Annotated in this window: 23 protein-coding genes and 1 other annotated feature; of the genes, 15 read left to right on the forward strand and 8 right to left on the reverse strand. The window is 57.1% G+C overall.

The window, feature by feature from the left end; translation table 11 throughout:
* Positions 1-45: 45 nt before the first annotated feature.
* Positions 46-1,707: a DNA repair protein RecN gene (gene recN, locus AACV31_RS08310; RefSeq protein WP_075197622.1), complete on the reverse strand. Its 1,662-nt coding sequence runs from the start codon at positions 1,705-1,707 to the stop codon at positions 46-48.
* Between the two features lie 86 nt (positions 1,708-1,793).
* Positions 1,794-2,672, reverse strand: coding sequence for an NAD(+) kinase (gene nadK, locus AACV31_RS08315; RefSeq protein WP_007763426.1), 879 nt, complete (start codon positions 2,670-2,672; stop codon positions 1,794-1,796).
* 122 nt (positions 2,673-2,794) lie between these two features.
* On the opposite strand from nadK, the gene grpE reads away from it, so the two are divergent.
* Positions 2,795-3,388 (forward strand): nucleotide exchange factor GrpE, encoded by a 594-nt coding sequence (gene grpE, locus AACV31_RS08320; protein ID WP_041923845.1) that lies wholly within the window; start codon positions 2,795-2,797, stop codon positions 3,386-3,388.
* Between the two features lie 55 nt (positions 3,389-3,443).
* On the opposite strand, the gene AACV31_RS08325 is transcribed toward grpE, so the two are convergent.
* Together AACV31_RS08325 and AACV31_RS08330 are read right to left on the reverse strand one after the other, a co-directional pair.
* Positions 3,444-4,733, reverse strand: coding sequence for an HlyC/CorC family transporter (locus tag AACV31_RS08325; protein ID WP_007763419.1), 1,290 nt, complete (start codon positions 4,731-4,733; stop codon positions 3,444-3,446).
* Between the two features lie 18 nt (positions 4,734-4,751).
* Positions 4,752-5,543, reverse strand: coding sequence for a cytochrome C assembly family protein (locus tag AACV31_RS08330; protein ID WP_007763416.1), 792 nt, complete (start codon positions 5,541-5,543; stop codon positions 4,752-4,754).
* 162 nt (positions 5,544-5,705) lie between these two features.
* Between AACV31_RS08330 and ffh the strand changes: the two genes are divergently transcribed.
* From ffh to AACV31_RS08380, 10 genes are all read left to right on the forward strand, one after another.
* Positions 5,706-7,067 (forward strand): signal recognition particle protein, encoded by a 1,362-nt coding sequence (gene ffh, locus AACV31_RS08335; RefSeq protein WP_007763406.1) that lies wholly within the window; start codon positions 5,706-5,708, stop codon positions 7,065-7,067.
* Positions 7,068-7,325: 258 nt separating this feature from the next.
* Entirely contained in the window at positions 7,326-7,574 is a 249-nt protein-coding gene (rpsP, locus tag AACV31_RS08340) for a 30S ribosomal protein S16 (RefSeq protein WP_007763399.1), read from the forward strand.
* An 18-nt stretch (positions 7,575-7,592) separates the two neighbouring features.
* Complete coding sequence (rimM, locus tag AACV31_RS08345) at positions 7,593-8,141, forward strand: ribosome maturation factor RimM (RefSeq protein WP_032805623.1); 549 nt, start codon at positions 7,593-7,595, stop codon at positions 8,139-8,141.
* 30 nt (positions 8,142-8,171) lie between these two features.
* Positions 8,172-8,945, forward strand: coding sequence for a tRNA (guanosine(37)-N1)-methyltransferase TrmD (gene trmD / locus AACV31_RS08350; RefSeq protein WP_165157011.1), 774 nt, complete (start codon positions 8,172-8,174; stop codon positions 8,943-8,945).
* A 45-nt stretch (positions 8,946-8,990) separates the two neighbouring features.
* Positions 8,991-9,338 (forward strand): 50S ribosomal protein L19, encoded by a 348-nt coding sequence (rplS, locus tag AACV31_RS08355; protein ID WP_006178051.1) that lies wholly within the window; start codon positions 8,991-8,993, stop codon positions 9,336-9,338.
* A gap of 165 nt (positions 9,339-9,503) precedes the next feature.
* Entirely contained in the window at positions 9,504-9,935 is a 432-nt protein-coding gene (locus AACV31_RS08360) for a DUF2946 domain-containing protein (RefSeq protein WP_165157013.1), read from the forward strand.
* 53 nt (positions 9,936-9,988) lie between these two features.
* Complete coding sequence (locus AACV31_RS08365) at positions 9,989-11,356, forward strand: PepSY-associated TM helix domain-containing protein (RefSeq protein WP_165157015.1); 1,368 nt, start codon at positions 9,989-9,991, stop codon at positions 11,354-11,356.
* A 197-nt stretch (positions 11,357-11,553) separates the two neighbouring features.
* Positions 11,554-12,624: a 3-deoxy-7-phosphoheptulonate synthase AroF gene (gene aroF, locus AACV31_RS08370; RefSeq protein WP_041923843.1), complete on the forward strand. Its 1,071-nt coding sequence runs from the start codon at positions 11,554-11,556 to the stop codon at positions 12,622-12,624.
* 10 nt (positions 12,625-12,634) lie between these two features.
* Complete coding sequence (gene tyrA, locus AACV31_RS08375) at positions 12,635-13,756, forward strand: bifunctional chorismate mutase/prephenate dehydrogenase (RefSeq protein ID WP_015742165.1); 1,122 nt, start codon at positions 12,635-12,637, stop codon at positions 13,754-13,756.
* A gap of 75 nt (positions 13,757-13,831) precedes the next feature.
* The gene (locus tag AACV31_RS08380; protein ID WP_445227744.1) at positions 13,832-14,701 is read left to right on the forward strand and encodes an SMP-30/gluconolactonase/LRE family protein; all 870 of its coding nucleotides are present in this window, start codon (positions 13,832-13,834) and stop codon (positions 14,699-14,701) included.
* Positions 14,702-14,732: 31 nt separating this feature from the next.
* Here the strand turns inward: AACV31_RS08380 and pheA are convergent, their stop codons facing one another.
* From pheA to raiA, 3 genes are all read right to left on the reverse strand, one after another.
* Positions 14,733-15,893: a bifunctional chorismate mutase/prephenate dehydratase gene (gene pheA / locus AACV31_RS08385; RefSeq protein ID WP_075197629.1), complete on the reverse strand. Its 1,161-nt coding sequence runs from the start codon at positions 15,891-15,893 to the stop codon at positions 14,733-14,735.
* Positions 15,894-15,914: 21 nt separating this feature from the next.
* Positions 15,915-16,039: a sequence feature (Phe leader region), on the reverse strand.
* Positions 15,991-16,038 (reverse strand): pheA operon leader peptide PheL, encoded by a 48-nt coding sequence (gene pheL / locus AACV31_RS08390; RefSeq protein ID WP_192961017.1) that lies wholly within the window; start codon positions 16,036-16,038, stop codon positions 15,991-15,993. It overlaps the preceding feature by 48 nt.
* Positions 16,040-16,142: 103 nt before the next feature.
* Positions 16,143-16,487, reverse strand: a complete 345-nt coding sequence (gene raiA / locus AACV31_RS08395) for a ribosome-associated translation inhibitor RaiA (RefSeq protein WP_007700931.1) — start codon at positions 16,485-16,487, stop codon at positions 16,143-16,145.
* Between the two features lie 354 nt (positions 16,488-16,841).
* On the opposite strand from raiA, the gene AACV31_RS08400 reads away from it, so the two are divergent.
* The gene (locus AACV31_RS08400) at positions 16,842-18,047 is read left to right on the forward strand and encodes a lysozyme inhibitor LprI family protein (protein ID WP_165157019.1); all 1,206 of its coding nucleotides are present in this window, start codon (positions 16,842-16,844) and stop codon (positions 18,045-18,047) included.
* A 52-nt stretch (positions 18,048-18,099) separates the two neighbouring features.
* Here AACV31_RS08400 and bamD read toward each other — a convergent pair whose 3' ends face one another.
* Complete coding sequence (gene bamD / locus AACV31_RS08405) at positions 18,100-18,837, reverse strand: outer membrane protein assembly factor BamD (RefSeq protein ID WP_007763376.1); 738 nt, start codon at positions 18,835-18,837, stop codon at positions 18,100-18,102.
* A gap of 129 nt (positions 18,838-18,966) precedes the next feature.
* Between bamD and rluD the strand changes: the two genes are divergently transcribed.
* From rluD to clpB, 3 genes are all read left to right on the forward strand, one after another.
* A complete protein-coding gene (gene rluD / locus AACV31_RS08410) occupies positions 18,967-19,947 on the forward strand; it encodes a 23S rRNA pseudouridine(1911/1915/1917) synthase RluD (protein WP_032806713.1) in 981 nt (326 codons plus the stop codon).
* Positions 19,944-20,672 carry a purine nucleoside phosphorylase YfiH gene (yfiH, locus tag AACV31_RS08415; RefSeq protein WP_165157021.1) on the forward strand — a complete coding sequence of 243 codons (729 nt, stop codon included), beginning with the start codon at positions 19,944-19,946 and terminating at the stop codon, positions 20,670-20,672. Before rluD ends, yfiH begins: the two co-directional genes overlap by 4 nt.
* 129 nt (positions 20,673-20,801) lie before the next feature.
* Positions 20,802-23,375, forward strand: a complete 2,574-nt coding sequence (gene clpB, locus AACV31_RS08420; protein ID WP_015742157.1) for an ATP-dependent chaperone ClpB — start codon at positions 20,802-20,804, stop codon at positions 23,373-23,375.
* Positions 23,376-23,553 lie beyond the last annotated feature (178 nt).

Raw genomic sequence — 23,553 nt, forward strand, 5'->3', positions numbered from 1 at the left:
TTTCTGAGCGAAAGGACGGGGCGCAGAGCCCCGCCCTGGCGAGAATTATGCCGCCAGCAGCTCTTTGGCGTTCGCCAGCGTATTGCGCGTCACCTCGCTGCCGCCCAGCAGACGGGCCAGCTCCTGCAGGCGCGCTTTTTTATCCAGCGGCTGCATATGGGTTTCGGTCATCGCGCCATCAGTCTCTTTGCTGACGAAGAAATGATGGTGGCCGCAACCCGCGACTTGCGGCAGGTGGGTCACACACATCACCTGCGTCGATTCGCCGAGCTGGCGCAGCAGTTTACCGACCACCGCTGCCGTCGGACCGCTGATGCCCACATCCACTTCATCGAAAATCAGCGCCGGGGTTTCCATCTTACGCGCGGTAATCACCTGAATCGCCAGCGCGATACGGGATAGCTCGCCGCCGGAGGCGACTTTCGCGAGCGGCTGCAGCGGCTGGCCTGGGTTCGTGGACACGCGGAAATCGATGCGATCGGCGCCTTCCGCCGTCAGGTGGTGCTCCTCAAACAGGACGTCAATCGTGAACTGACCGTGCGGCATTGACAGCGAATGCATACTGTCGGTAATCAGCTGCGTCAGCTCGCGGGCATAGACCACGCGGCTCTCATGCAACGCGTGAGCCACCGCCAGCGCCTGCTTGTGGTGTTTGTTGACCGCCAGGGTCAACGTTTCCAGGCAATCGGCCTGGTCGTCCAGAAGCTGCTGCTCTTCGAGCAGCTTCTGGTGGAACGCGGGCAGCTCTTCCGGGGCGATATGGTGCTTGCGCGCAAGCGTGATTTGACGGGAGATGCGCTGCTCCAGCTCATACAGACGGTTCGGGTCGAGATCCAGACGTTCGCAGTAGTGACGCAGTTCGTCGCTGGCTTCACTCAGCTGGATGGCGGCCTCTTCAAGCATATTCAGCACGCCGGAGAGTTTGTCATCCATGCCGACCAGGTCGGTCACCAGATTGCGTGCGCTGTAGAGCTGGCTTTGCAGGTTGGCATCTTCCGCGTCGGCCAGCAGGTTTAACGCCTGCTGACTGGTAGAAAGCAGCTGCCCGCTGTTGGCTAAGCGTTTGTACTCTTCATCGATTTGCTCGAACTCGCCCGCTTGCGGGTTGAATTCGTTAAGCTCTTTTAACTGGTAGTGCAGCAGCTCGGCGCGGGCGGCGCGCTCCTGGCTCTGCTGCTGATGCAGGGCGAGATCGCGACAGCTTTGATGCCACTGCCGGTAGCTTTGCGCCATCTGCGCCATCAGCTCGCCTTCGCCCGCATAGCCATCCAGCAGGCGTTTCTGATGCTCAGGCTTGAGCAGGAGCTGGTGAGCGTGCTGACCGTGAATCTGAATCAGTAACTGGCCGAGTTCGCGCAATTGCGAGAGCGGCACGGCGGTGCCGTTGATAAAGCCGCGCGAGCGGCCATCGCTGCTGATAACGCGGCGCAGCAGGCACTCGCTGCCGTCTTCAAGCTGGTTTTCTTCCAGCCAGCGCAGCGCGGCGGGCGTATCCTTCAGCGCGAAGCGGGCGCAGAGATCCGCGCGGCTGGCGCCGGCACGCACCATATCGCCTTCCGCACGACCGCCCAGGCACAAGCCCAGCGCATCGATCGCGATGGATTTACCGGCGCCGGTTTCACCCGTGATGGCGGTCATCCCGGCGTTAAAGTCGATTTCCAGTTCACGAACAATAGCGAAATTACTGATGGTTAATTGTGCCAGCATAGCCGCCTTCCTGTATAAACTCACAGAGCTGTAATTGCATACAGTATAAACTGGTTTTATATACAGTAAAGTGGCTAATACGGGTTTCAGAATAATTTTTTTGACCAGCCTAGCTTTGAACTTAACGTGTTGAAATAGCTGTAGTCCTTCGGGTGGATCAGGTTCAGCGGATAGTCGCAGCGGCGGATAAACACATCTTCCCCTTCCTGAATCGGCAGCGCTATCTGGCTGTCGCAGCTGATTTCCAGATCGCTGCGCATGTTGGAAAACCGCAGGCGGATGGTGCTGCTGCTGTTGATAACCAGCGGACGCGCCGAGAGCGTATGCGGGAACATCGGCACCAGCGTGATAGCATCGAGCGACGGCGTCAGGATAGGGCCGCCTGCAGAGAGTGAATAGGCGGTTGAGCCGGTAGGCGTTGAGATTATCAGGCCGTCAGAGCGCTGGGAAAAGGCGAATTTTTCGTCTATATAAACTTCAAATTCAATCATGTGCGCCACTTTGCCTGGGTGCAGAACCACTTCATTGATGGCGGTGCTGATGCGCTTCTGGCAGTTTTTCTGGCAGACCTGGGCCTCCAGCAAAAAGCGTTGCTCGCGAATGTAGTGGCCTTCAAGCACGTCCGCCAGTTGCTGCTGGGCGTTGTCCGGGTCGAGATCGGTGAGGAACCCGAGGTTGCCGCGGTTGATGCCGATGACGCTGATGTCGTAGCGCGCCAGGACGCGGGCGGCGCCCAGCATATTGCCGTCCCCGCCGACCACGACCGCCAGGTCCGCCTGCTGGCCGATTTCCGCCAGCGTCCCGGTGCGGGCGTCGCTGAGTTTGAGCTCCTCGGCTATCTGCTGCTCGATAATGACGTCGTAGCCGCGCTCTAAGAGCCAGCGCCAGAGCATTTCATGCGTCGTCAGCGCGGTAGGGTGGCGTGGATGTCCGACAATACCGATGCAGTTGAAATGGTTATTCATTTTCCTGGTCGTCCTTATAGGCGTGGAAAGGGGGACAATCTGTCTGCTTCCCTTGAAACCCGCAAACTGATCCCCATAATAATCCAGGTTAGCGATACGAATGCATAAACGCGGAGAATTTCATGAGTAGTAAAGAACAGAAAACGCCTGACGGGCAAGCCCCGGAAGAGATCGTCACGGAGCAGCATGAAGAGGTTGAGGCTGTAGAATCTGCCGAATCTGCTGAGCAGGTGGATCCGCGCGATGAAGAGATTGCCCGGTTGCAGTCCGAACTGACGCAGTCCCAGACCCGCGAGCGCGACAATGTGCTGCGCATGAAAGCGGAGATGGAAAACCTGCGCCGTCGTACCGAGCAGGATATCGAGAAAGCGCATAAATTCGCGCTCGAGAAATTCATCAACGAGCTGCTGCCGGTTATCGACAGCCTCGATCGCGCGCTTGAAGTGGCGAACAAAGAAAATCAGGATATGGCCGCCATGGTGGAAGGGATCGAACTGACCCTGAAATCCATGCTGGACGTGGTGCGCAAGTTCGGCGTGGAAGTGATTGCCGATACTAACGTGCCGCTGGATCCGAACGTGCATCAGGCTATCGCCATGGTGGAATCGGAAGACGTTGCGCCGAACCACGTACTGGCAGTGATGCAGAAAGGCTATACCCTGAACGGCCGTACCATTCGCGCCGCGATGGTGACCGTCGCGAAAGCGAAGGCGTAAGCCGCGCATTAATAAAAAGGCCAGTCATCGACTGGCCTTTTTTAATGGGGAAGCGTTAGCTGCCTTCCACGCTTTCGCGCAGCGGTTTTACCGGCGTTATCCGCACCTGTTTGATCATGTTTTCCTGCACATCCAGAATATCGATATCGTACTGGTTCAGACGCAGACGAATGCCGGCAGAGGGGATCTCCTCCAGCGCTTCGAGGATCATGCCGTTGACGGTGCGGGCTTCTTCTTCCGGCAGACGCCAGTTGAACGCTTTGTTCAGCTCCCGCACGTTAGCGCTGCCTTCGATGATGACCGAGCCGTCGTTTTGCGGCGTCACCTCTTCGGCAAGCGTCGGCGACATCGAGGTGGTGAAGTCCCCGACAATCTCTTCAAGAATATCTTCTACCGTCACCAGCCCCTGAATATCGCCGTATTCATTGACCACCAGGCCCACTTTCTTTTTATTGCGCTGGAATTTCACCAGCTGGACGCTGAGCGGCGTACCTTCCGGCACGTAATAGATCTCATCGGCGGCGCGCAGCATCACCTCTTTGGTGAACTCTTTTTTCTCATTCATCTGCCGCCAGGCTTCGCGGATGCGCAGCATACCGATGGCGTCGTCGAGGGATTCGCGATAGAGCACGATGCGCCCGTGCGGCGAGTGGGTAAGCTGGCGAACGATGGATTTCCAGTCATCGTTGATATCAATGCCGACGATATCGTTACGCGGCACCATGATGTCGCTGACGCTCACTTTTTCCAGATCCAGCACCGAAAGCAGCATGTCCTGATTGCGGCGGGAAATCTTCGAGTGCGATTCATGCACGAGCGTGCGTAGCTCATCTTTGCTAAGCGCGGCGCTCACCACGTTATCCGCTTTGATGCCGACCATGCGCATCAGCACGCGCGTAATCATATTCAGCAGCCAGACCAGCGGCATCATGATGATTTGCAGCGGGCCGAGTAAAAAACTGCTCGGGAACGCCACTTTTTCCGGGTAGAGCGCCGCGACGGTTTTCGGCAGGACTTCAGCGAAAACCAGCACCACGAAGGTCAGCACGCCGGTGGCGATAGCCACACCCGCGTCGCCATACAGGCGCATGCCAACGATAGTGGCGAGCGAGGAGGCAAGAATATTGACCAGGTTATTGCCGATTAACACCAGGCTTATCAGTCGGTCGGGCTTGCGCAGCAGGCGCTCCACCCGTTTTGCCGCGCGATTGCCCTGCTTCGACAGGTGCCGCAGTCGGTAGCGGTTGAGGGTCATCATCCCGGTTTCGGAACCGGAGAAGTAGGCGGAGACCACCACCATCACGATAAGCGTTACGATGAGCGTGGTGGTTGAGATATGTTCCAAACGTGTGTCCTTAGATGTTTAGCCCGCGAATTGCTGGATAACCCGGCTGCCGAAGTAAGCCAGCGTCAGCAAAGCGGCGCCTGCGACGTTAAACCACACCACGCGGCGACCGCGCCAGCCTTCATGATAGTGTCCCCAGAGCAGGATGATATAGACAAACCATGCGACGATGGACAGCACCGCTTTGTCGATATTCTCCATGCTGAACATGTTCTGAAGATAGAACAGACCGGTGCAGAGCGTCAGCGTCAGCAGGACGACGCCGACCTGGGTGATATGGAACATCTTGCGCTCAATGCCCATCAGCGGCGGCATATCGGCGCTGAACACCAGCTTTTTGTTTTTCAGCAGATAGTCTATCCAGGCCAGTTGCAGCGCATAGAGCGCGGCGATGATCAGCGTCGCGTACGAGAAAAGCGACAGGCCGATGTGCACCATCATGCCGGGCGTGGTTTCCAGATGCGTAATGTATTCATTCGGCACGAAGGTCGCGAACGCCAGGTTGATCAGGGCGAACGCGTAAACAATCGGCAACAGCAGCCAGCCGCGGTTTTTCGAGGCGACAATCGTCATCACGGTGCAGATCATTAGGCTGACCAGAGAACCGACGTTGAGCAGACTGAGATTCTGGCCGCTGCTGTCGTCCGGGAAGAGTCGGCCTTCCAGCGCCACGGCGTGGCAGACGAGCGCAATCACCGCCGAAAGTATCGCAAGACGACGCCACGCGCTGTTCTTGCGAAGCAGGCCGGGAATGATAAGCGCCAGGCTTACCGAGTAGGCGACAAGCGCCAGCAGTGAAAAAACAGGCATATAGGATGTCGGATTAGCCAGAAGAGAAAGAGAAGTAGTATAGCGTTACGCGCCGCCTGCTCCAACCGTTGCATCACAACCAGGGCGGCTTCATGTTATACTGCGCCTCATTCTTACTCGGTGTCGCTGCGGCGGCCTAAAGTTACCCTTGGGCAAGAGATCATGTTTGATAATTTAACTGACCGTTTGTCGCGCACGCTACGCAATATCAGCGGCCGTGGGCGCCTGACTGAAGACAACATTAAAGAGACGCTGCGCGAAGTGCGCATGGCGCTGCTGGAGGCGGACGTCGCGCTGCCGGTAGTGCGTGACTTCATCAACCGCGTAAAAGAGAAAGCGGTAGGGCATGAAGTTAACAAAAGCCTGACGCCAGGCCAGGAGTTCGTGAAGATTGTTCGTAACGAGCTGGTGGCGGCGATGGGCGAAGAGAACCAGAGCCTGAACCTGGCCGCGCAGCCGCCCGCCGTGGTGCTGATGGCGGGCCTGCAGGGCGCCGGTAAAACGACCAGCGTCGGTAAGCTTGGTAAATTCCTGCGCGAAAAGCACAAGAAAAAGGTGCTGGTGGTCTCTGCGGACGTGTATCGCCCGGCGGCGATCAAACAGCTCGAAACGCTGGCGCAGCAGGTGGGCGTGGATTTCTTCCCGTCCGACGTGGCGCAAAAGCCGGTCGACATCGTTAACGCGGCGCTGAAAGAAGCGAAGCTGAAATTCTACGACGTGCTGCTGGTGGATACCGCCGGTCGTCTGCACGTCGACGAAGCGATGATGGACGAAATCAAGCAGGTCCACGCCTCTATCAAACCAGTGGAAACGCTGTTTGTGGTCGATGCGATGACCGGCCAGGATGCCGCCAATACCGCGAAAGCCTTTAACGAAGCGCTGCCGCTGACCGGCGTGGTGCTGACCAAAGTCGACGGCGACGCCCGCGGCGGCGCGGCGCTCTCGATTCGTCACATCACCGGCAAACCGATTAAATTCCTCGGCGTCGGCGAAAAAACCGAAGCGCTGGAGCCATTCCACCCGGATCGTATCGCATCGCGTATCCTCGGCATGGGCGACGTGCTGTCGCTTATCGAAGATATCGAAAGCAAAGTCGATCGCGCCCAGGCGGAGAAACTCGCCACCAAACTGAAAAAAGGCGACGGCTTCGACTTAAACGATTTCCTTGAGCAGCTCAAGCAGATGAAAAACATGGGCGGCATGGCGAGCCTGATGGGCAAGCTGCCGGGCATGGGGCAACTGCCTGACAACGTGAAATCGCAGATGGACGACAAAGTCCTGGTGCGCATGGAAGCCATCATCAACTCAATGACGCTGAAAGAGCGCGCGAAGCCGGAGATTATCAAAGGCTCCCGCAAGCGCCGTATCGCGACAGGCTGCGGGATGCAGGTGCAGGACGTTAACCGTCTTCTGAAACAGTTCGACGACATGCAGCGCATGATGAAGAAGATGAAGAAGGGCGGGATGGCGAAGATGATGCGGGGCATGAAAGGGATGATGCCGCCTGGCTTCCCTGGCCGTTAAACAGAGAAAAATCAGGCTATCTTATTTGCCATTTTCGCCCCGGGGTGTGCTCGGAATGCTCACGTACTGCGTGTACGCTCCGCTTCCTGTGCGCACGCCGTGACGAAACTGGCTGCAACGATATACGCCTGATTGTCCTCTGTTGCTATATGCAGATTGCTTTTTCCTCAGAAATCAGTAAAATTTTCGGGCTTTTAATATGACGCCGGGCTCCGTTCCTCGATGGGGCCCGGTGTTTTATTCACACAAGAGGATGTTATGGTAACTATTCGTTTAGCTCGTCACGGCGCTAAAAAGCGTCCGTTCTACCAGGTTGTCGTTACTGATAGCCGTAATGCACGCAACGGTCGCTTCATTGAGCGCGTTGGTTTCTTCAACCCGATCGCTAACGAGAAAGAAGAAGGCGTACGCCTGGATCTGGATCGTATCGAACACTGGGTTGGCCAGGGCGCTACCGTTTCCGATCGCGTTTCCGCGCTGATCAAAGCAGCAAAAAAAGCAGCTTAATCTGTCACGGTGGTCATGATGAGCAAGCAAGACGCCGCTAAAGCCCCTGTTAACCCGATTGTTCTTGGGAAAATGGGTTCTTGTTACGGCATTCGTGGTTGGCTCAGAGTGTTTTCCTCCACCGAAGACGCCGAAAGCATTTTTGACTATCAGCCCTGGTTTATCCAGCAGGCGGGTCAGTGGCAGCAAGTACAGCTGGAAAGCTGGAAGCACCACAATCAGGACATCATCATCAAGCTGAAAGGCGTTGACGATCGTGATGCCGCGAATCTACTGACCAATTGCGAAATTGTCGTGGATTCCTCGCAGTTGCCGGACCTCGAAGAAGGCGACTATTACTGGAAAGACCTTATCGGTTGCCAGGTAGTCACGACTGAAGGGTACACCCTCGGTAAAGTCATCGACATGATGGAAACCGGGTCGAACGACGTTCTCGTCGTGAAGGCAAACCTGAAAGATGCGTTCGGTATCAAGGAGCGGTTACTTCCGTTCCTCGATGGGCAGGTTATCAAGAAAGTCGATCTCGCTACTCAAACCATTGAAGTAGATTGGGATCCTGGTTTTTAAACCTCCGGACAAACGGTAATAAACGGCGCTATGTGGATTGGCATAATCAGCCTGTTTCCTGAGATGTTCCGCGCGATTACCGATTACGGGGTAACTGGCCGGGCAGTAAAAAATGGCCTGCTGAGCATCGATAGCTGGAGTCCTCGCGACTTCACGCACGACCGGCACCGTACCGTGGACGACAGGCCCTACGGCGGCGGACCGGGGATGCTAATGATGGTGCAACCCTTACGGGACGCCATTCACGCAGCGAAAGCCGCGGCAGGCGAGGGCGCAAAGGTGATTTACCTTTCACCTCAGGGACGCAAGCTTGATCAAGCGGGCGTCAGTGAGCTGGCGACGAACGAGAAATTAATTCTGGTTTGTGGCCGCTACGAAGGGATAGATGAGCGCGTAATTCAGGCCGAAATTGACGAAGAATGGTCAATCGGCGATTACGTTCTCAGCGGCGGCGAGCTACCCGCCATGACGCTGATTGATTCGGTCGCCAGGTTTATTCCGGGCGTACTCGGTCACGAAGCGTCGGCAACGGAAGATTCCTTTGCCGACGGGTTGCTGGATTGCCCGCACTATACCCGGCCTGAAGTGTTAGAAGGGATGGAAGTACCGCCAGTTTTACTGTCGGGGAACCATGCCCAAATCAGACGCTGGCGCCTGAAGCAGTCGCTGGGCCGTACCTGGCTTAGAAGACCTGAACTTCTGGAAAACCTGGCTCTGACTGAAGAGCAAGCAAAGTTGCTGGCGGAGTTCAAAACAGAACACGCGCAACAGCAACATAGACATGATGGGACTGGCGACGCGTAAGCCGCTACCCGAAACATCAGTTTACCCAGGATAAGAGATTAAATTATGAGCAACATTATTAAGCAAATTGAACAAGAGCAGATGAAGCAGGACGTACCTTCCTTCCGTCCGGGTGATACCGTGGAAGTGAAAGTATGGGTTGTTGAAGGTTCCAAAAAACGTCTGCAGGCATTCGAGGGCGTGGTTATCGCTATCCGTAACCGCGGTCTGCACTCTGCATTCACTGTTCGCAAAATCTCCAACGGCGAAGGCGTTGAGCGTGTCTTCCAGACTCACTCTCCGGTAGTTGACAGCATTGCTGTTAAACGTCGTGGTGCTGTACGTAAAGCTAAACTGTACTACCTGCGTGAGCGCACTGGTAAGTCTGCTCGTATCAAAGAGCGTCTTAACTAAGATTCGCTTTCGCGACATCCGATATAAAAAGGGCTGGCCTGCGGGCTGGCCCTTTTTTTATCTCCGGCCTTTTTAGCGCAGTGTAAAGGCGGACGGTTTTCCTTCCTTTGCGTTAACCTTTCACATTCAAATCATTTACAATAAGCCTCCCTTTCTGGAGGTGCTGTGGGCAGCAACATCTTTTATCAGTCAGTGTTTCGTTATCGCGCGGCCTTGCTTGCGCTGTTCGCGATCCTGCTGATTGTGGTGGCGCCCCTTATCTCCATCAGCCTGCAAAAAGACCCAATGAGCGCAATGCCCGGCATGCATCATGAGATGCCGATGGCTGACATGCCCGATACGCACCCTGGAATGCATCACAAGATGTCTGCCCCTCAGCCAGTCTCCATGCCTGTCGATCATGGCGAAGCGTGCGGCTACTGCGTTCTGCTGGCCCATGTGCCAGGCCTGTTGCTGGCGCTGGCGCTGCTCGTCTCCTTTATTCTGCAACGCGTCCGGTTGCCGGTTCCCCGTCCGGTGGCCAGACACTGGCGTTTTTACCCGCGGCTCTGGCCCGATACTCGCGCGCCGCCGCGCCTGTCTGCTTTTTCCTGCTAAAAACTTCTGCGCCCAGGCGCAGCGACAACACCTGCTTTTAAAGAAGGAAAAGTATGACTTCCTGCACTCCGCGCGCGGCATGGGTAAACCTGCTGCGACGCCTTCATTTCTATACTGGCCTGTTTATCGGGCCGTTTATCTTCATCGCGGCGCTGACGGGAACGCTCTATGTCGCGACCCCGCAGCTCGAAAACTGGCTCTATCGCGATGCGCTGTCGGGAGCGACGTCAGGCTCGCCTCAGCCGCTGGCGCAGCAAATCGCGGTAGCGGAGCAAAAAACCGGCGGCGAGTTGCGCCTCTCGGCGGTGCGTCCAGCGTTAACGCCGGGCGAAACCACGCGGGTGATGTTTGCTGACCCGTCGCTTGGCGAATCGGAATCACGCGCGATATTTATCGATCCGGTGACGCTTGCGGTAAAAGGCGATTTAACCGTCTATGGCACCAGCGGCATTCTGCCCCTGCGCCAGTGGATTGACTACGCGCACCGCTCGCTGCTGCTTGGCAATGTCGGGCGCGTCTACAGTGAACTGGCGGCCTCATGGATGTGGGTGTCGGCGCTCGGCGGTATCGCGCTCTGGTGCTTTACCCGACCGAAACGGCGTATGAAAAACGCGTTTCAGACAACGCGTCGCCTGCACACCGGCCTCGGCTGGGTACTGCTCGCCGGTATGCTGCTCTTTTCCGCAACCGGGCTCACCTGGTCGCAGTGGGCGGGCGCGAACGTCGATAAAATGCGCGCCGCGTTTGACTGGCTGACGCCGCAGGTCAACACGCAACTGCATGGCGGGGCGCAGGCGCACGATCCGCATGCGGAGCACCATATGCATCACGGCGCGATGAACATGCCAGCGCTGCATATCGATGCGCGCCAGTATGATCAGGTGTTGCAGGCGGCGAGAAACACCGGCATTGACGCACGCAGGCTGGAAATTCGTCCACCGCGTGAAGACGGGCGCGCCTGGACAGTCACGGAAATCGACCGCGCCTGGCCCACCCAGGTGGACGCGGCGGCGGTAGACGGCGCCACGCTTCAGGTTATCGATACCACGCGTTTTGCGGATTACCCACTGATGGCGAAGCTGACGCGCTGGGGCGTCGATTTCCATATGGGCATCCTGTTCGGCCTGCCGAACCAGCTGTTGCTTATCGCCTTCGGCATCGCCCTGTGCGTCGCGATTGCGCTCGGCTACCGGCTCTGGTGGTTGCGTCGCCCGCAGGGGCCGCTGGTTAGCCCGGCAGCGACGCTGAGCCAGGGCTGGCTGAATCTGCCGGTTATCTGGCGCGTGATCACGATAGCCATAGCCGCGCTGCTGGGGCTGGCGCTGCCGGTAATGGGCGTCAGCCTCGCTATACTGGTCGTTATGGATCACTGGCGCTGGCGGCAGGGGCGTCGTAAACCGCTTGCGCAGGATGCGGTATAAGCATGAGGCGGGGAAACCCGCCTTTCTTTTTTGTAAAGTTATGGTTACACATGAATGCGCTTCAAGCGGCATTTATTTTCTTTTTGTAAAGTTATCGGTACGTATTATGGATTGAAATCTTTACCACCTGTGATATTGTTTACTCCTCCTCGCTGAGGAAAAACTATCGCAACGAGCAAACTTACAGGATCGCCATCATGCAAAAAGACGCGCTGAATAACGTTCACATCGCCGATGAACAAGTGTTAATCACTCCCGAACAACTCAAAGCCCAGTTCCCGCTGACCGTTGAACAGGAGGCGCAGATCGCGCGCTCTCGTCAGACCATTTCCGATATTATCGCCGGTCGCGATCCGCGTCTGCTGGTGGTGTGTGGACCTTGCTCGATCCACGATCCTGAAGCCGCGATGGAATATGCTCGTCGATTTAAAACCCTGTCCGAACAGGTCAGCGATAGTCTTTACCTTGTCATGCGCGTCTATTTTGAAAAACCCCGCACCACGGTCGGCTGGAAAGGGCTGATTAACGATCCGCATATGGATGGCTCGTTTGATGTGGAAGCGGGGCTGAAAATCGCGCGCCGCCTGCTGGTAGATTTGGTCAGCCTTGGGCTGCCGCTCGCAACCGAAGCGCTCGATCCAAACAGCCCGCAATACTTAGGCGATCTCTTTAGCTGGTCCGCGATTGGCGCGCGTACCACGGAATCCCAGACGCACCGCGAAATGGCGTCCGGCCTCTCAATGCCGGTCGGCTTTAAAAACGGCACCGACGGGAGTCTCGCAACCGCCATTAACGCAATGCGCGCCGCTGCCATGCCGCACCGTTTTGTCGGCATCAACCAGGCAGGCCAGGTCTGCCTGCTGCAAACCCAGGGCAACCCGGATGGCCACGTGATCCTGCGCGGCGGCAAAGCGCCAAACTACAGCCCGGCGGATGTCGCGCAGTGTGAAAAAGAGATGGAGCAGGCGGGTCTGCGTCCGGCGCTGATGATCGACTGCAGCCACGGCAACTCGAATAAAGATTACCGCCGCCAGCCGGGCGTCGCGGAATCCGCGGTGGCGCAGATTAAAGACGGCAACCGTTCCATTATCGGTCTGATGATTGAAAGCCATATTCATGAAGGCAATCAGTCCTCCGAACAGCCGCGCAGCGCCATGAAGTACGGCGTTTCGGTCACTGATGCTTGCATTAGCTGGGAAACCACCGAGGCGCTGCTGCGCGAGCTTCATCAGAGTCTGCAAGGGGCGCTGGCGGCGCGCCTGGCGTAAGGGGTTAACGATGGTGGCTGAACTGACCGCGTTGCGCGATCAAATTGATGAAGTGGACAAGGCGCTGCTGGGGCTGCTGGCGCGCCGTCTGGAACTGGTAGCGGAAGTCGGTGAAGTGAAAAGCCGTTACGGCCTGCCGATTTATGTGCCGGAGCGCGAGGCCTCTATGCTGGCGTCGCGCCGTCAGGAGGCCGAAACGCTCGGCGTGCCGCCGGATCTTATCGAAGACGTGTTACGGCGCGTGATGCGTGAATCCTATTCCAGTGAAAACGATAAAGGATTTAAAACGCTTAACCCGGCGCTGCGCCCGGTGGTGATTGTCGGCGGCGGCGGCCAGATGGGCCAGCTGTTTGAAAAAATGCTCACGCTTTCCGGCTACCAGGTGCGAATTCTTGAACAGCAGGACTGGCCGCAGGCGCAGACGCTGTGCGCGGACGCCGGGATGGTGATTGTCAGCGTGCCGGTGCATCTCACTGAGGCGATTATCCGCAAGCTGCCCGCGTTGCCTGACGATTGCGTGCTGGTGGATTTAACCTCGGTGAAAAACGTGCCGCTCCAGGCGATGCTGGAAGTGCACGCCGGCCCGGTGCTGGGTCTGCACCCGATGTTCGGGCCGGACAGCGGCAGCCTCGCCAAACAGGTGGTGGTCTACTGCGACGGACGCATGCCGGAGGCGTACCAGTGGTTCCTTGAGCAAATCCAGGTGTGGGGCGCGCGGCTGCACCGCATCAGCGCGGTCGAGCACGATCAAAACATGGCGTTTATCCAGGCGCTGCGCCATTTCGCGACGTTCGCCTACGGCCTGCATCTGGCGGAAGAGAACGTACAGCTTGAGCAGTTGCTGGCGCTCTCCTCGCCGATTTACCGGCTGGAGCTGGCGATGGTGGGACGCCTCTTTGCGCAGGATCCGCAGCTCTACGCGGACATTATTATGTCGTCGCCGGGCAACCTGGCGCTGATTAAGCGTTACTACCAGCGTTTTGGCGAGGCGATAGGCCTGCTGGAGCAGGGCGATAAGCGCGCGTTTATCGACAGTTTCCGTAAAGTTGAACACTGGTTCGGCGATTATGCGAAGCGATTCCAGCAGGAGAGCCGCGCGCTGCTGCGCCAGGCGAACGACAGCCGCCAGTAACGCAAAATCCGCTTATACTCAAAAGCCAGCAGGCCAGTTCCGCTGGCTTTTTTATGGCGAAAAAGGATGAACGAAATGGCGCAACCGCAGCTGTTGTTTGATTACACCGGCCATCTGCCGGAATGCCCGACCTGGGACGCGCAGGAGCAGGCGCTCTACTGGGCCGATATCCTGGAGCAGGAGATCCATCGCTATCAGCCGCAAAGCGGCGAACACCGGGTCTGGCAGTTCCCGGAAGAGGTGGGCTGCTTCGCGTTGCGTGAGAAGGGCGGTTTTATCGTCGCGCTGCGCAGCGGCATCTGGCTTGCCGACGAGCGCGGCATTCTCGGGCAGAAGGTTTGCGATAACCCTAATAACCCGGCGCTGGCGCGCTTTAACGACGGCGGCACCGACCACGATGGACGCTTTTACGCGGGCACCTTCTGGGCGCCTGGCGATTACAAAGGCGCGCTGCTGGTGAGGGTGGACAATGACCTGAGCGCGCATGTTATCCAGAGTGATATTCACGGCGCCAATGGGCTTGCCTTCAGTCCGGATAAACACTGGATGTACACTTCGGATACGCCGAAAGGCGTCATTTATCGCACGCCGCTTGACGAGCTCGGCGAGCCGGGCAAACGCGAAATTTTCAAAACCTTTGGCGAAGGCGAAGGTATCCCGGACGGGGCGGCGCTGGATGTGGAAGGCTGCTACTGGACGGCCATGTATGACGGTCACCGCATCGCGCGGTTTTCGCCAGACGGCGAGCAGCTTGAAGAGTACCGCCTGCCGGTGCGCTGCCCGACGATGGTCTGTTTTGGCGGCCCGGAGATGAAAACGATTTATATCACCAGCACGCGCGAAAACATGGATCTGGAGGAGCTGGCGAAGTTTCCGCTCTCCGGCGCGCTCTTTACGCTGGAGGTCAGCGTCGCGGGGCTGCCAAAGCCGCGATTCAAAGGATGAAAAAAGCGGCCGGGTTTCCGGCCGCCTCTGGTTACGCCGGGTCGACCGGCACCACATTTTCGCTCGGGTAGCAGCCCAGCACTTTCATCGACCGGGTGATCTCCGCAAGCTCTTTCAGCGCCTGCTGCATCGCGGCGTCATGGAGGTTCGCCTGAACATCCAGATAGAACATCTCTTCCCACGGGTTGCCGTTAATCGGACGCGACTCCAGCTTCGTCATAATCAGATTGTGATTACGCAAAACCAGTAACGCTTCGACCAGCGCGCCAGCCTGCTGGCCGGTGGCGATTAACAGCGTGGTTTTCGCCGGCACCTGATCGGACACATTGATAGCCTTACGGGCCAGCACCACAAAGCGGGTGATGTTCTGCGTCTGGTTGGCGAGGTTGCGCTCCAGCACCTGCAAACCGTACAGTGCGCCGCCCGCTTCGCTGCCGAGCGCGGCGACATACGGGGAGCTGGCGTGCGCGACTTTCTCCATCGCGGCGGCAGTGCTTTCGCAGTATTCGATTTTCCAGTTCGGGTAGCGTTTGAGGAACTGGCTGCACTGCTGGAACGGCTGCGGATGGCTGTAGACGGTTTCGATTTTCTCAAGCGTGGTGGAGGTGGAGACCAGCACGCAGTGATCGATAGGCAGCGTCAGCTCGCCGACAATCGACAGGCTGGTGTGTTGCAGCAGATCGTAGACGTCGTTAATCGCGCCGGAGCTGGTGTTCTCGATTGGCACCACGGCATAATCGGCCTGGCCGGTCTCGACCTGATTGAAAATGTCGTGGAATTTCGCGCAGCCGCTTTCAATGAATTGATCGAAATGGCGGGCCGCGTACTGGCGGGCGGCCAGGTGCGAATAAGAGCCTTTCGGGCCGAGAAACGCGATACGGGCGGAGTGCGGATTGGTCTGGTTAAGATGCTGCTGGAGCAGCGCTTGCTGGGTAAGAACGGAGTCTTCAATGATCAGCTGAAAAAGCCGGGTGATGTAGTGCGCGTCGAGATGGTGAGTTTTGCCAAGGCTAATCAGCCGCTCCAGTAAATCCCGCTCGCGATCGATATCCCTGACAGGACGATGGGTGGCGAGTTTCGCTTTGCCCACTTCAACGGCCAGCGTCCGGCGTTGCGCCAGCAGGGCGAGTAATTGTTCATCCAGCGCGCTTATCTTATCGCGCAGGGCCAGCAACGGGTTTTCCGCAGTCATAACGCCACCTTGTGTATAGCCATAAAAAAGGCCCCCCGGAGTGGGAGGCCTGTTAGTTCGTCTTCGCTTGCTTTCTGTACGACGACACGCCTCCCGTTCAGGGGAAGGTAAAAAAGAAAGCGAAGAAAAACGCGTGTTGCTTCATGAGAGATTCCTTAATAAGCATACCGGTAAAGTACCCGTACCCTTTTTGTTCTGTCAATAAAAAACGCGCCCGAAGGCGCGTGATAAAAGATGACGCTGAAGTTTTTACTCTTCTTCTTCTTCGATTTCGGCGAGGTTAGCGTCTTTAACGGAGCCAGTGGTGCGGCGGGCTTCGCCTTTATGCTGCACCTTGTTCAGTTGCCTTTCCAGCTTGTTAATGAGTTCGTTAATGGCCGTGTACATATCTTCATGTTTGGCGCTGGCGACCAGGTGCCCGTTAGGCGTATTGATGGTGGCGTCAGCGACGAACCCCTGGGGTTCTTTAGATAAAATGATATGCGGATTGATCAGATGAGTTTGCCATTTTTCAAGTTTGGCGAGACGGTCGGCGACGTGCTGGCGGATAGCGGGGGTGATTTCCATCTGTTTGCTGGTAATGTTCATTGTCATAAATGTTACCTCTTGTCTTTCCCGTCTTGGTAACTTCAGCATAACCGCCCCAGCGTCAATTTGCGTGATTCAGATCACTTAATTTTGTCACTTTTTGTCAATAAAACGTTTTTGTGAGTCAGGACAGGAAGAGGGCGGATTTCCCTTGTCGGCCTCGTGAAAAGCGGTCATAGTTGATGAGTTAACCTCATTGCCCTTCCTGTTTAAAGCTTCATCAATCCTGCGTTTGCGAACATTTTTCCGTCACTTCATGCCTGTACCTTTTTTAAGAGCTCCTCGAAAACGGCGGCTTCGGCAATAATGCGTTATTACCGCCTGCCTGAATGTGCAGGTCTTTACATAAAAAGGATTGTTATGAAAGCCACTTCCCGGCTGGCGGCGCTTCGCCGTCTTACGTTCTGTGTAACGCTCGCCTGTAGCGCAGCGCCTGCCGCCGCCGCGTCATTTGACTGCGATAAAGCGGGCACGCCCGTTGAGCGCGCCATCTGCCAGCAACCGCCGCTCGGCGAGCTCGACAGCAAAATTAATGATAGTTACCTGCGCGCGACGGGAAGCATGACTGCGCAGGATGCTGCGGCGTTACGCACGGAACAGCGCGCGTGGCTTAAAACGCGCAACGCCTGCGCGGGTAGCGCGAGCGAGCTTAACGCGTGCCTGACAGCCTCCATGACCCCGCGCGCGCAAGCGCTCAACGCGATTGCACAGCGCGCGACGCAGAATTTCGATGCGGCGGTGAGCCTTATCCCGACAGCCCCGGCCACGGCGGCTGATAAGCTGCGCCAGTATCAGACGCCGATCGCCTCCGCGTGGCTGGTTTATCTCAACCATTTCGTGCCTGCCAGCGGCGTGACGGCGCAGGAGGCCAGTAAGCGTCACCAGATGGCCATGGACGGTCTGAAGGACGATGATTTCGCTTACTCCATAATAAAAGATATCGACAGCGACCCAAAAGAGAGTAAAGACCGGGCGGTATTGACGCTGCTGCGTATGCATATCGAAAGGCTCGACTACGGAAACGATGACGATCGTCCGTACGTACACTGTTTTATTTTCCCGGCGCAGGGCCAGGCCGCCTATGAAGCGTTCGGGGCACTGTATGGCTCGTCACGCGATGGCGCCGCGCCGATTTGTGCGCCGCAGGCCGCGATTTTCAGCTCGCCTGCCTGGAAGGCGCTCAACGATGCGTTTAGCGATGTGCTGAGCAAAGTTAGTGAAGACGCCGGAACCATTCAGTTTTCCAGCTATGCGGACTGGCGGATCTTTGAACTACACGTGTCTGTTAAGCCTGAGGATTACCTCAAACCTGCGGAGGCGGGTAAAAAGCCGCGTGAGTCTGAAAACGAGATCCGCGAGTGGAAGGATGACGCCGCCTGGCCGAAAGCGCAGCGTGAAAAAGCGCTGGCGGCGCTTGAGCCCGCGCGCAAGGCGACCACGGAATGGCTTCAGAAAGATCGTGGCTGGACGGCGGAAAATGCCCGTAACGGCGCTGATAACATCGTGCGCGAGTGGCTGGATGACCGGGTGATCTTTATCGACGGCTCGGGCTGGACCGGAGAGTAACGGCATAAAAAAAGCCAGCCCGGTGGGCTGGCTTTTTACGCTGAAGCGAGGATCAGGCGCCGGTGTTGTTCGCGGCGATAATTTTCGCCACTTTATCCGCCTGCGCATTGAGCTGCAGCTCGCGATAGGCGTTTTCCATCAGGCCCAGACCTTCATGGGTCGCCTGGGTATCCGGATAATCACGCAGCATACCGTCCACACGATTCACAACCGCAACCCACGCGCCGCGTTTGGTGTAGTATTGCGCAACGGAAAGCTCATATTTCGACAGACGATCTTTCAGATAGACCAGACGCTTGGTGGCGTCGGTTGAATACTGGCTCTGCGGATAGCCGCGCACCAGTTTCGAGAAGTCGCGGAACGCGTCGCGCGCATGCTGCGGATCGCGGTCGCTGCGATCGACGCCGAAGAAGCCCTGCAGCGCGCTATCATCCAGCGCCATATTGGTCAGGCCGCGCATGTAGATCACGTAGTCGATATTCGGGTGGGTCGGGTTAAGGCGAATGAAGCGGTCAATAGCGGCCTGGGCCAGCGGCAGATCGGCATTTTTATAATAGGCGTAGATCAGATCCAGCTGTACCTGCTGAGAATAAGGGCCAAACGGATAACGGTTATCTAACGCTTCCAGTTGCGTTATTGCCGCTTTCCAGTTACCGTCCTGCAGCTTTTGCTGCGCAGTCGCGTAGATCTCTGAAGGCGGATTATCGGGCACCTCTTCCTTAGAACCGGAGCAGCCCGCCAAAGCCAGGCTCAACGTGGCGGCTGCCACCAGATATTTCATGCGCGTCATGACGTTTTGACTTTCCTCAGATGTTATGCGGGAGTTTCACTGTTCCAGCTCCCGATTAAGACCAGCTACAATAGCACACTATATTAAACGGCAAAGCCGTAAAACCCAACGTTAACGAAGAAGCTGTATATGGCACAACGAGTACAACTCACCGCAACGGTGTCCGAGTCACAACTCGGTCAACGCTTAGATCAGGCTTTGGCCGAATTGTTCCCGGATTATTCACGTTCACGCATAAAAGAATGGATCCTCGACCAGCGCGTGCTGGTAAACGGCCAGATGTGCGATACGCCGAAAGAGAAAGTGTTGGGTGGAGAGCGTGTCGCCATCAATGCTGAAATAGAAGAAGAAGCGCGCTTCGAGCCGCAGGATATCCCGCTCGATATCGTCTATGAAGATGACGATATCCTGGTTATCAATAAGCCGCGCGATCTGGTGGTTCACCCGGGTGCCGGCAACCCGGACGGCACCGTGCTGAACGCGCTGCTGCACTATTATCCGCCTATCGTCGATGTTCCGCGCGCGGGCATTGTGCATCGTCTGGATAAAGACACGACCGGCCTGATGGTGGTCGCGAAAACCGTTCCGGCGCAGACGCGTCTCGTCGAAGCGCTGCAGCTTCGCGAAATCACCCGCGAATATGAGGCGGTGGCGATCGGTCATATGACGGCGGGCGGTACGGTCAGCGAGCCTATCAGCCGCCACCCGACCAAACGCACGCACATGTCGGTGCACCCGATGGGCAAACCGGCGGTGACGCATTACCGCATCATGGAGCATTTTCGGATTCACACCCGTTTGCGCCTGCGCCTCGAAACCGGCCGTACGCACCAGATCCGCGTACATATGGCGCATATCACGCATCCGCTGGTAGGCGATCAGCTTTATGGCGGCCGTCCGCGTCCGCCAAAAGGCGCGAGCGAGGCGTTTATTCAGGCGCTGCGTAAGTTTGACCGCCAGGCGCTCCATGCGACGATGCTGCGTCTCTATCATCCTGTTAGCGGCATTCTGATGGAGTGGCATGCGCCAATTCCGCAGGATATGGTCGATCTTATCGACGCGCTGCGTGCCGATTTCGAAGCTCATAAAGACGGCGTGGACTGGTTATGAAACTGATTACTCCGCAGTGGCCGCTGCCTTCGGGCGTCGCGGCCTGTAGCTCTACCCGCCACGGCGGCGTCAGCCTGCCGCCTTATGACGCGTTAAACCTGGGCGCGCACTGCGGGGATAATCCTCAACATGTCGAAGAAAACCGTCGACGTTTTTATCAGGCGGCAAATTTCCCTTCCGCGCCCGTCTGGCTTGAACAGGTCCATGGCAAAGAGGTGCTTCATCTTGATGGCGGGCCGTATGCCTCTAAGCGCGCGGATGCCTCTTATACCCGCGAGCGGGGTACGGTGTGTGCGGTGATGACCGCCGACTGCCTGCCGGTGCTGTTTTGCGAGGCGTCCGGCACCGAGGTGGCGGCGGCGCATGCGGGCTGGCGCGGACTGTGCGAAGGCGTGCTTGAAGAGACCGTCGCCTGTTTTCGCGCGCCGCCTGCCACTATTCAGGCCTGGCTTGGTCCGGCGATTGGCCCGCAGGCTTTTGAAGTCGGCCCCGAAGTGCGCGAGGCCTTTATCGCCAAAGACCCCGCCGCCACGGCCGCTTTTCGCCCGCACGGCGAGAAATACTTCGCCGATATCTACCTGCTGGCGCGCCAGCGTCTGGCAAAAATGGGCGTGACCGCCGTTTATGGTGGAGAGCGCTGCACGCTGAGCGAAAGCCACGATTTCTTCTCGTATCGCCGCGACAGAACGACAGGTCGTCTGGCAAGTTTCATTTGGCTGATATAACCTAGTGAATCAAGACGATCCGGTACGGATAACTAACGCTCAACATATTTCAGGCCATTAACCTTGAATAATTGAGGGATGACCTCATTTAATCTCCAGTAGCAATTTTGACCTGTTATGGGAGGAGTTATGCGTCTGGATCGTCTTACCAATAAATTCCAGCTTGCTCTCGCCGATGCCCAGTCTCTCGCACTGGGGCACGACAACCAGTTTATCGAACCCCTTCACCTCATGAGCGCCCTGTTAAACCAGGAAGGCGGTTCCGTTCGCCCATTGCTGACATCCGCTGGCGTGAATGCCGGGAAGTTACGTACCGATATCGAACAGGCGCTGAGCCGCTTGCCGCAGGTGGAAGGCACCGGCGGCGACGTTCAACCGTCTCAGGATCTGGTACGGGCGCTTAATCTCTGCGACAAGCTGGCGCAGAAACGGGGCGACAACTTTATTTCCTCAGAGCTGTTTGTTCTGGCGGCGCTGGAGTCGCGCGGTACGCTTGCGGATTTACTCAAAGCTGCGGGCGCCACGACAGCGAACGTCACACAAGCGATTGAAAATATGCGCGGAGGCGAAAGCGTGAACGATCAAGGTGCCGAAGATCAGCGGCAGGCACTGAAAAAATATACCGTCGATCTGACTGAGCGTGCCGAACAGGGCAAGCTGGATCCGGTCATTGGCCGCGATGAAGAAATCCGTCGTACGATTCAGGTTCTGCAACGTCGTACCAAAAACAACCCGGTGCTCATTGGTGAGCCTGGCGTAGGTAAAACCGCCATCGTCGAAGGGCTGGCGCAGCGTATTGTTAACGGCGAAGTGCCGGAAGGCCTGAAAGGGCGTCGGGTGCTGGCGCTGGATATGGGCGCGCTGGTGGCCGGTGCGAAATACCGCGGCGAATTCGAAGAACGTCTGAAAGGCGTGCTGAATGATCTCTCGAAACAGGAAGGCAACGTCATCCTGTTTATCGATGAGCTGCATACCATGGTCGGCGCGGGTAAAGCCGATGGCGCGATGGATGCGGGCAATATGCTTAAACCGGCGCTGGCGCGTGGTGAGCTGCATTGCGTGGGCGCCACGACGCTTGACGAATATCGGCAGTACATCGAAAAAGACGCCGCGCTGGAGCGTCGTTTCCAGAAAGTGTTCGTGGCCCAGCCGTCGGTGGAAGATACCATCGCGATTCTGCGCGGCCTGAAAGAGCGCTATGAACTGCATCACCATGTGCAGATAACTGACCCGGCGATTGTCGCGGCGGCGACGCTTTCGCACCGTTATATTGCCGACCGTCAGCTGCCGGACAAAGCCATCGACCTTATCGATGAGGCTGCTTCCAGCATTCGTATGCAGATTGACTCGAAACCGGAAGAACTCGACCGGCTCGACCGCCGTATCATCCAGCTCAAGCTGGAGCAGCAGGCGCTGATGAAAGAGTCTGACGAGGCCAGTAAAAAACGCCTCGATATGCTGAACGATGAGCTGTCGGACAAAGAGCGCCAGTATTCTGAACTGGAAGAAGAGTGGAAAGCGGAAAAAGCGTCACTGTCTGGTACGCAGACCATTAAAGCAGAGCTTGAGCAGGCGAAAATCGCCATCGAACAGGCGCGCCGCGTGGGTGACCTGGCACGGATGTCCGAACTGCAGTACGGCAAAATCCCTGAGCTTGAGAAACAGCTCGCCGCCGCCACGCAGTCGGAAGGCAAAACGATGCGACTGCTGCGTAATAAAGTCACCGACGCGGAAATCGCCGAGGTGCTGGCGCGCTGGACCGGTATTCCGGTCTCCCGCATGCTGGAAAGCGAGCGCGACAAGCTTCTGCGTATGGAAGAGGATCTGCATCAGCGTGTCATTGGCCAGGATGAGGCGGTCGAAGCGGTTTCTAATGCGATTCGCCGCAGCCGCGCCGGGCTTTCCGACCCGAACCGGCCGATTGGTTCGTTCCTGTTCCTCGGGCCGACCGGCGTTGGTAAAACGGAGCTCTGCAAAGCGCTGGCTAACTTTATGTTCGACAGCGACGACGCGATGGTGCGTATCGACATGTCCGAGTTTATGGAAAAACACTCGGTGTCTCGTCTGGTGGGCGCGCCTCCGGGATATGTCGGTTATGAAGAGGGCGGTTATCTGACTGAAGCGGTTCGTCGTCGTCCTTACTCCGTTATCCTGCTGGATGAAGTGGAAAAAGCGCATCCGGACGTTTTCAACATTCTGTTGCAGGTGCTGGACGATGGACGTCTGACGGATGGCCAAGGCCGAACGGTCGATTTCCGCAATACCGTAGTGATCATGACGTCCAACCTCGGTTCCGATCTGATTCAGGAGCGTTTTGGTGCGCTGGACTACGCGAGCATGAAAGAGCTGGTGATGGGCGTGGTCGGACAGAGCTTCCGTCCGGAATTCATCAACCGTATTGATGAAGTCGTCGTGTTCCATCCATTAGGGCAGCAGCATATTGCTTCTATCGCGCAAATTCAGTTGCAGCGGCTTTATCAGCGCCTCGAAGATCGCGGTTATGCAATGCACATCTCGGATGACGCGTTGCAACTGCTTGGCGAGAACGGCTACGACCCGGTTTATGGCGCGCGTCCGCTGAAACGCGCCATTCAGCAGCAGATTGAAAACCCTCTGGCGCAGCAAATCCTTTCCGGAGAGCTGGTGCCCGGTAAAACTATCGAGCTGATAGTGCGTGACGACCATATCGTCGCTGTGCAGTAACTCGCAAAATATGAAAAACGGGCCCTTCGGGGCTCGTTTTTGTTTATAAACCAGGCGATGATGGTCGTTCTTCAGGCATGTTGCCTGGAAAGTGAACGTTCAGAAAGTTTTTTTAAATTTCCTCTTGTCAGCGGAGAAGAACTCCCTATAATGCGCCTCCACTGACACGGCACAACGG

The organism is Cronobacter sp. EKM101R (assembly GCF_963888145.1).
In the GTDB taxonomy this organism is placed as follows: Bacteria; Pseudomonadota; Gammaproteobacteria; order Enterobacterales; family Enterobacteriaceae; genus Cronobacter; species Cronobacter turicensis.

Coding starts and splice junctions, on each gene's coding strand:
- recN (WP_075197622.1), bottom strand. CDS start 1,707: ATGCTGGCACAATTAACCATCAGTAATTTCGCTATTGTTCGTGAACTG.
- nadK (WP_007763426.1), bottom strand. CDS start 2,672: ATGAATAACCATTTCAACTGCATCGGTATTGTCGGACATCCACGCCAC.
- grpE (WP_041923845.1), top strand. CDS start 2,795: ATGAGTAGTAAAGAACAGAAAACGCCTGACGGGCAAGCCCCGGAAGAG.
- AACV31_RS08330 (WP_007763416.1), bottom strand. CDS start 5,543: ATGCCTGTTTTTTCACTGCTGGCGCTTGTCGCCTACTCGGTAAGCCTG.
- ffh (WP_007763406.1), top strand. CDS start 5,706: ATGTTTGATAATTTAACTGACCGTTTGTCGCGCACGCTACGCAATATC.
- rpsP (WP_007763399.1), top strand. CDS start 7,326: ATGGTAACTATTCGTTTAGCTCGTCACGGCGCTAAAAAGCGTCCGTTC.
- rimM (WP_032805623.1), top strand. CDS start 7,593: ATGAGCAAGCAAGACGCCGCTAAAGCCCCTGTTAACCCGATTGTTCTT.
- trmD (WP_165157011.1), top strand. CDS start 8,172: ATGTGGATTGGCATAATCAGCCTGTTTCCTGAGATGTTCCGCGCGATT.
- rplS (WP_006178051.1), top strand. CDS start 8,991: ATGAGCAACATTATTAAGCAAATTGAACAAGAGCAGATGAAGCAGGAC.
- AACV31_RS08365 (WP_165157015.1), top strand. CDS start 9,989: ATGACTTCCTGCACTCCGCGCGCGGCATGGGTAAACCTGCTGCGACGC.
- aroF (WP_041923843.1), top strand. CDS start 11,554: ATGCAAAAAGACGCGCTGAATAACGTTCACATCGCCGATGAACAAGTG.
- tyrA (WP_015742165.1), top strand. CDS start 12,635: ATGGTGGCTGAACTGACCGCGTTGCGCGATCAAATTGATGAAGTGGAC.
- AACV31_RS08380 (WP_445227744.1), top strand. CDS start 13,832: ATGGCGCAACCGCAGCTGTTGTTTGATTACACCGGCCATCTGCCGGAA.
- pheA (WP_075197629.1), bottom strand. CDS start 15,893: ATGACTGCGGAAAACCCGTTGCTGGCCCTGCGCGATAAGATAAGCGCG.
- raiA (WP_007700931.1), bottom strand. CDS start 16,487: ATGACAATGAACATTACCAGCAAACAGATGGAAATCACCCCCGCTATC.
- AACV31_RS08400 (WP_165157019.1), top strand. CDS start 16,842: ATGAAAGCCACTTCCCGGCTGGCGGCGCTTCGCCGTCTTACGTTCTGT.
- bamD (WP_007763376.1), bottom strand. CDS start 18,837: ATGACGCGCATGAAATATCTGGTGGCAGCCGCCACGTTGAGCCTGGCT.
- rluD (WP_032806713.1), top strand. CDS start 18,967: ATGGCACAACGAGTACAACTCACCGCAACGGTGTCCGAGTCACAACTC.
- yfiH (WP_165157021.1), top strand. CDS start 19,944: ATGAAACTGATTACTCCGCAGTGGCCGCTGCCTTCGGGCGTCGCGGCC.
- clpB (WP_015742157.1), top strand. CDS start 20,802: ATGCGTCTGGATCGTCTTACCAATAAATTCCAGCTTGCTCTCGCCGAT.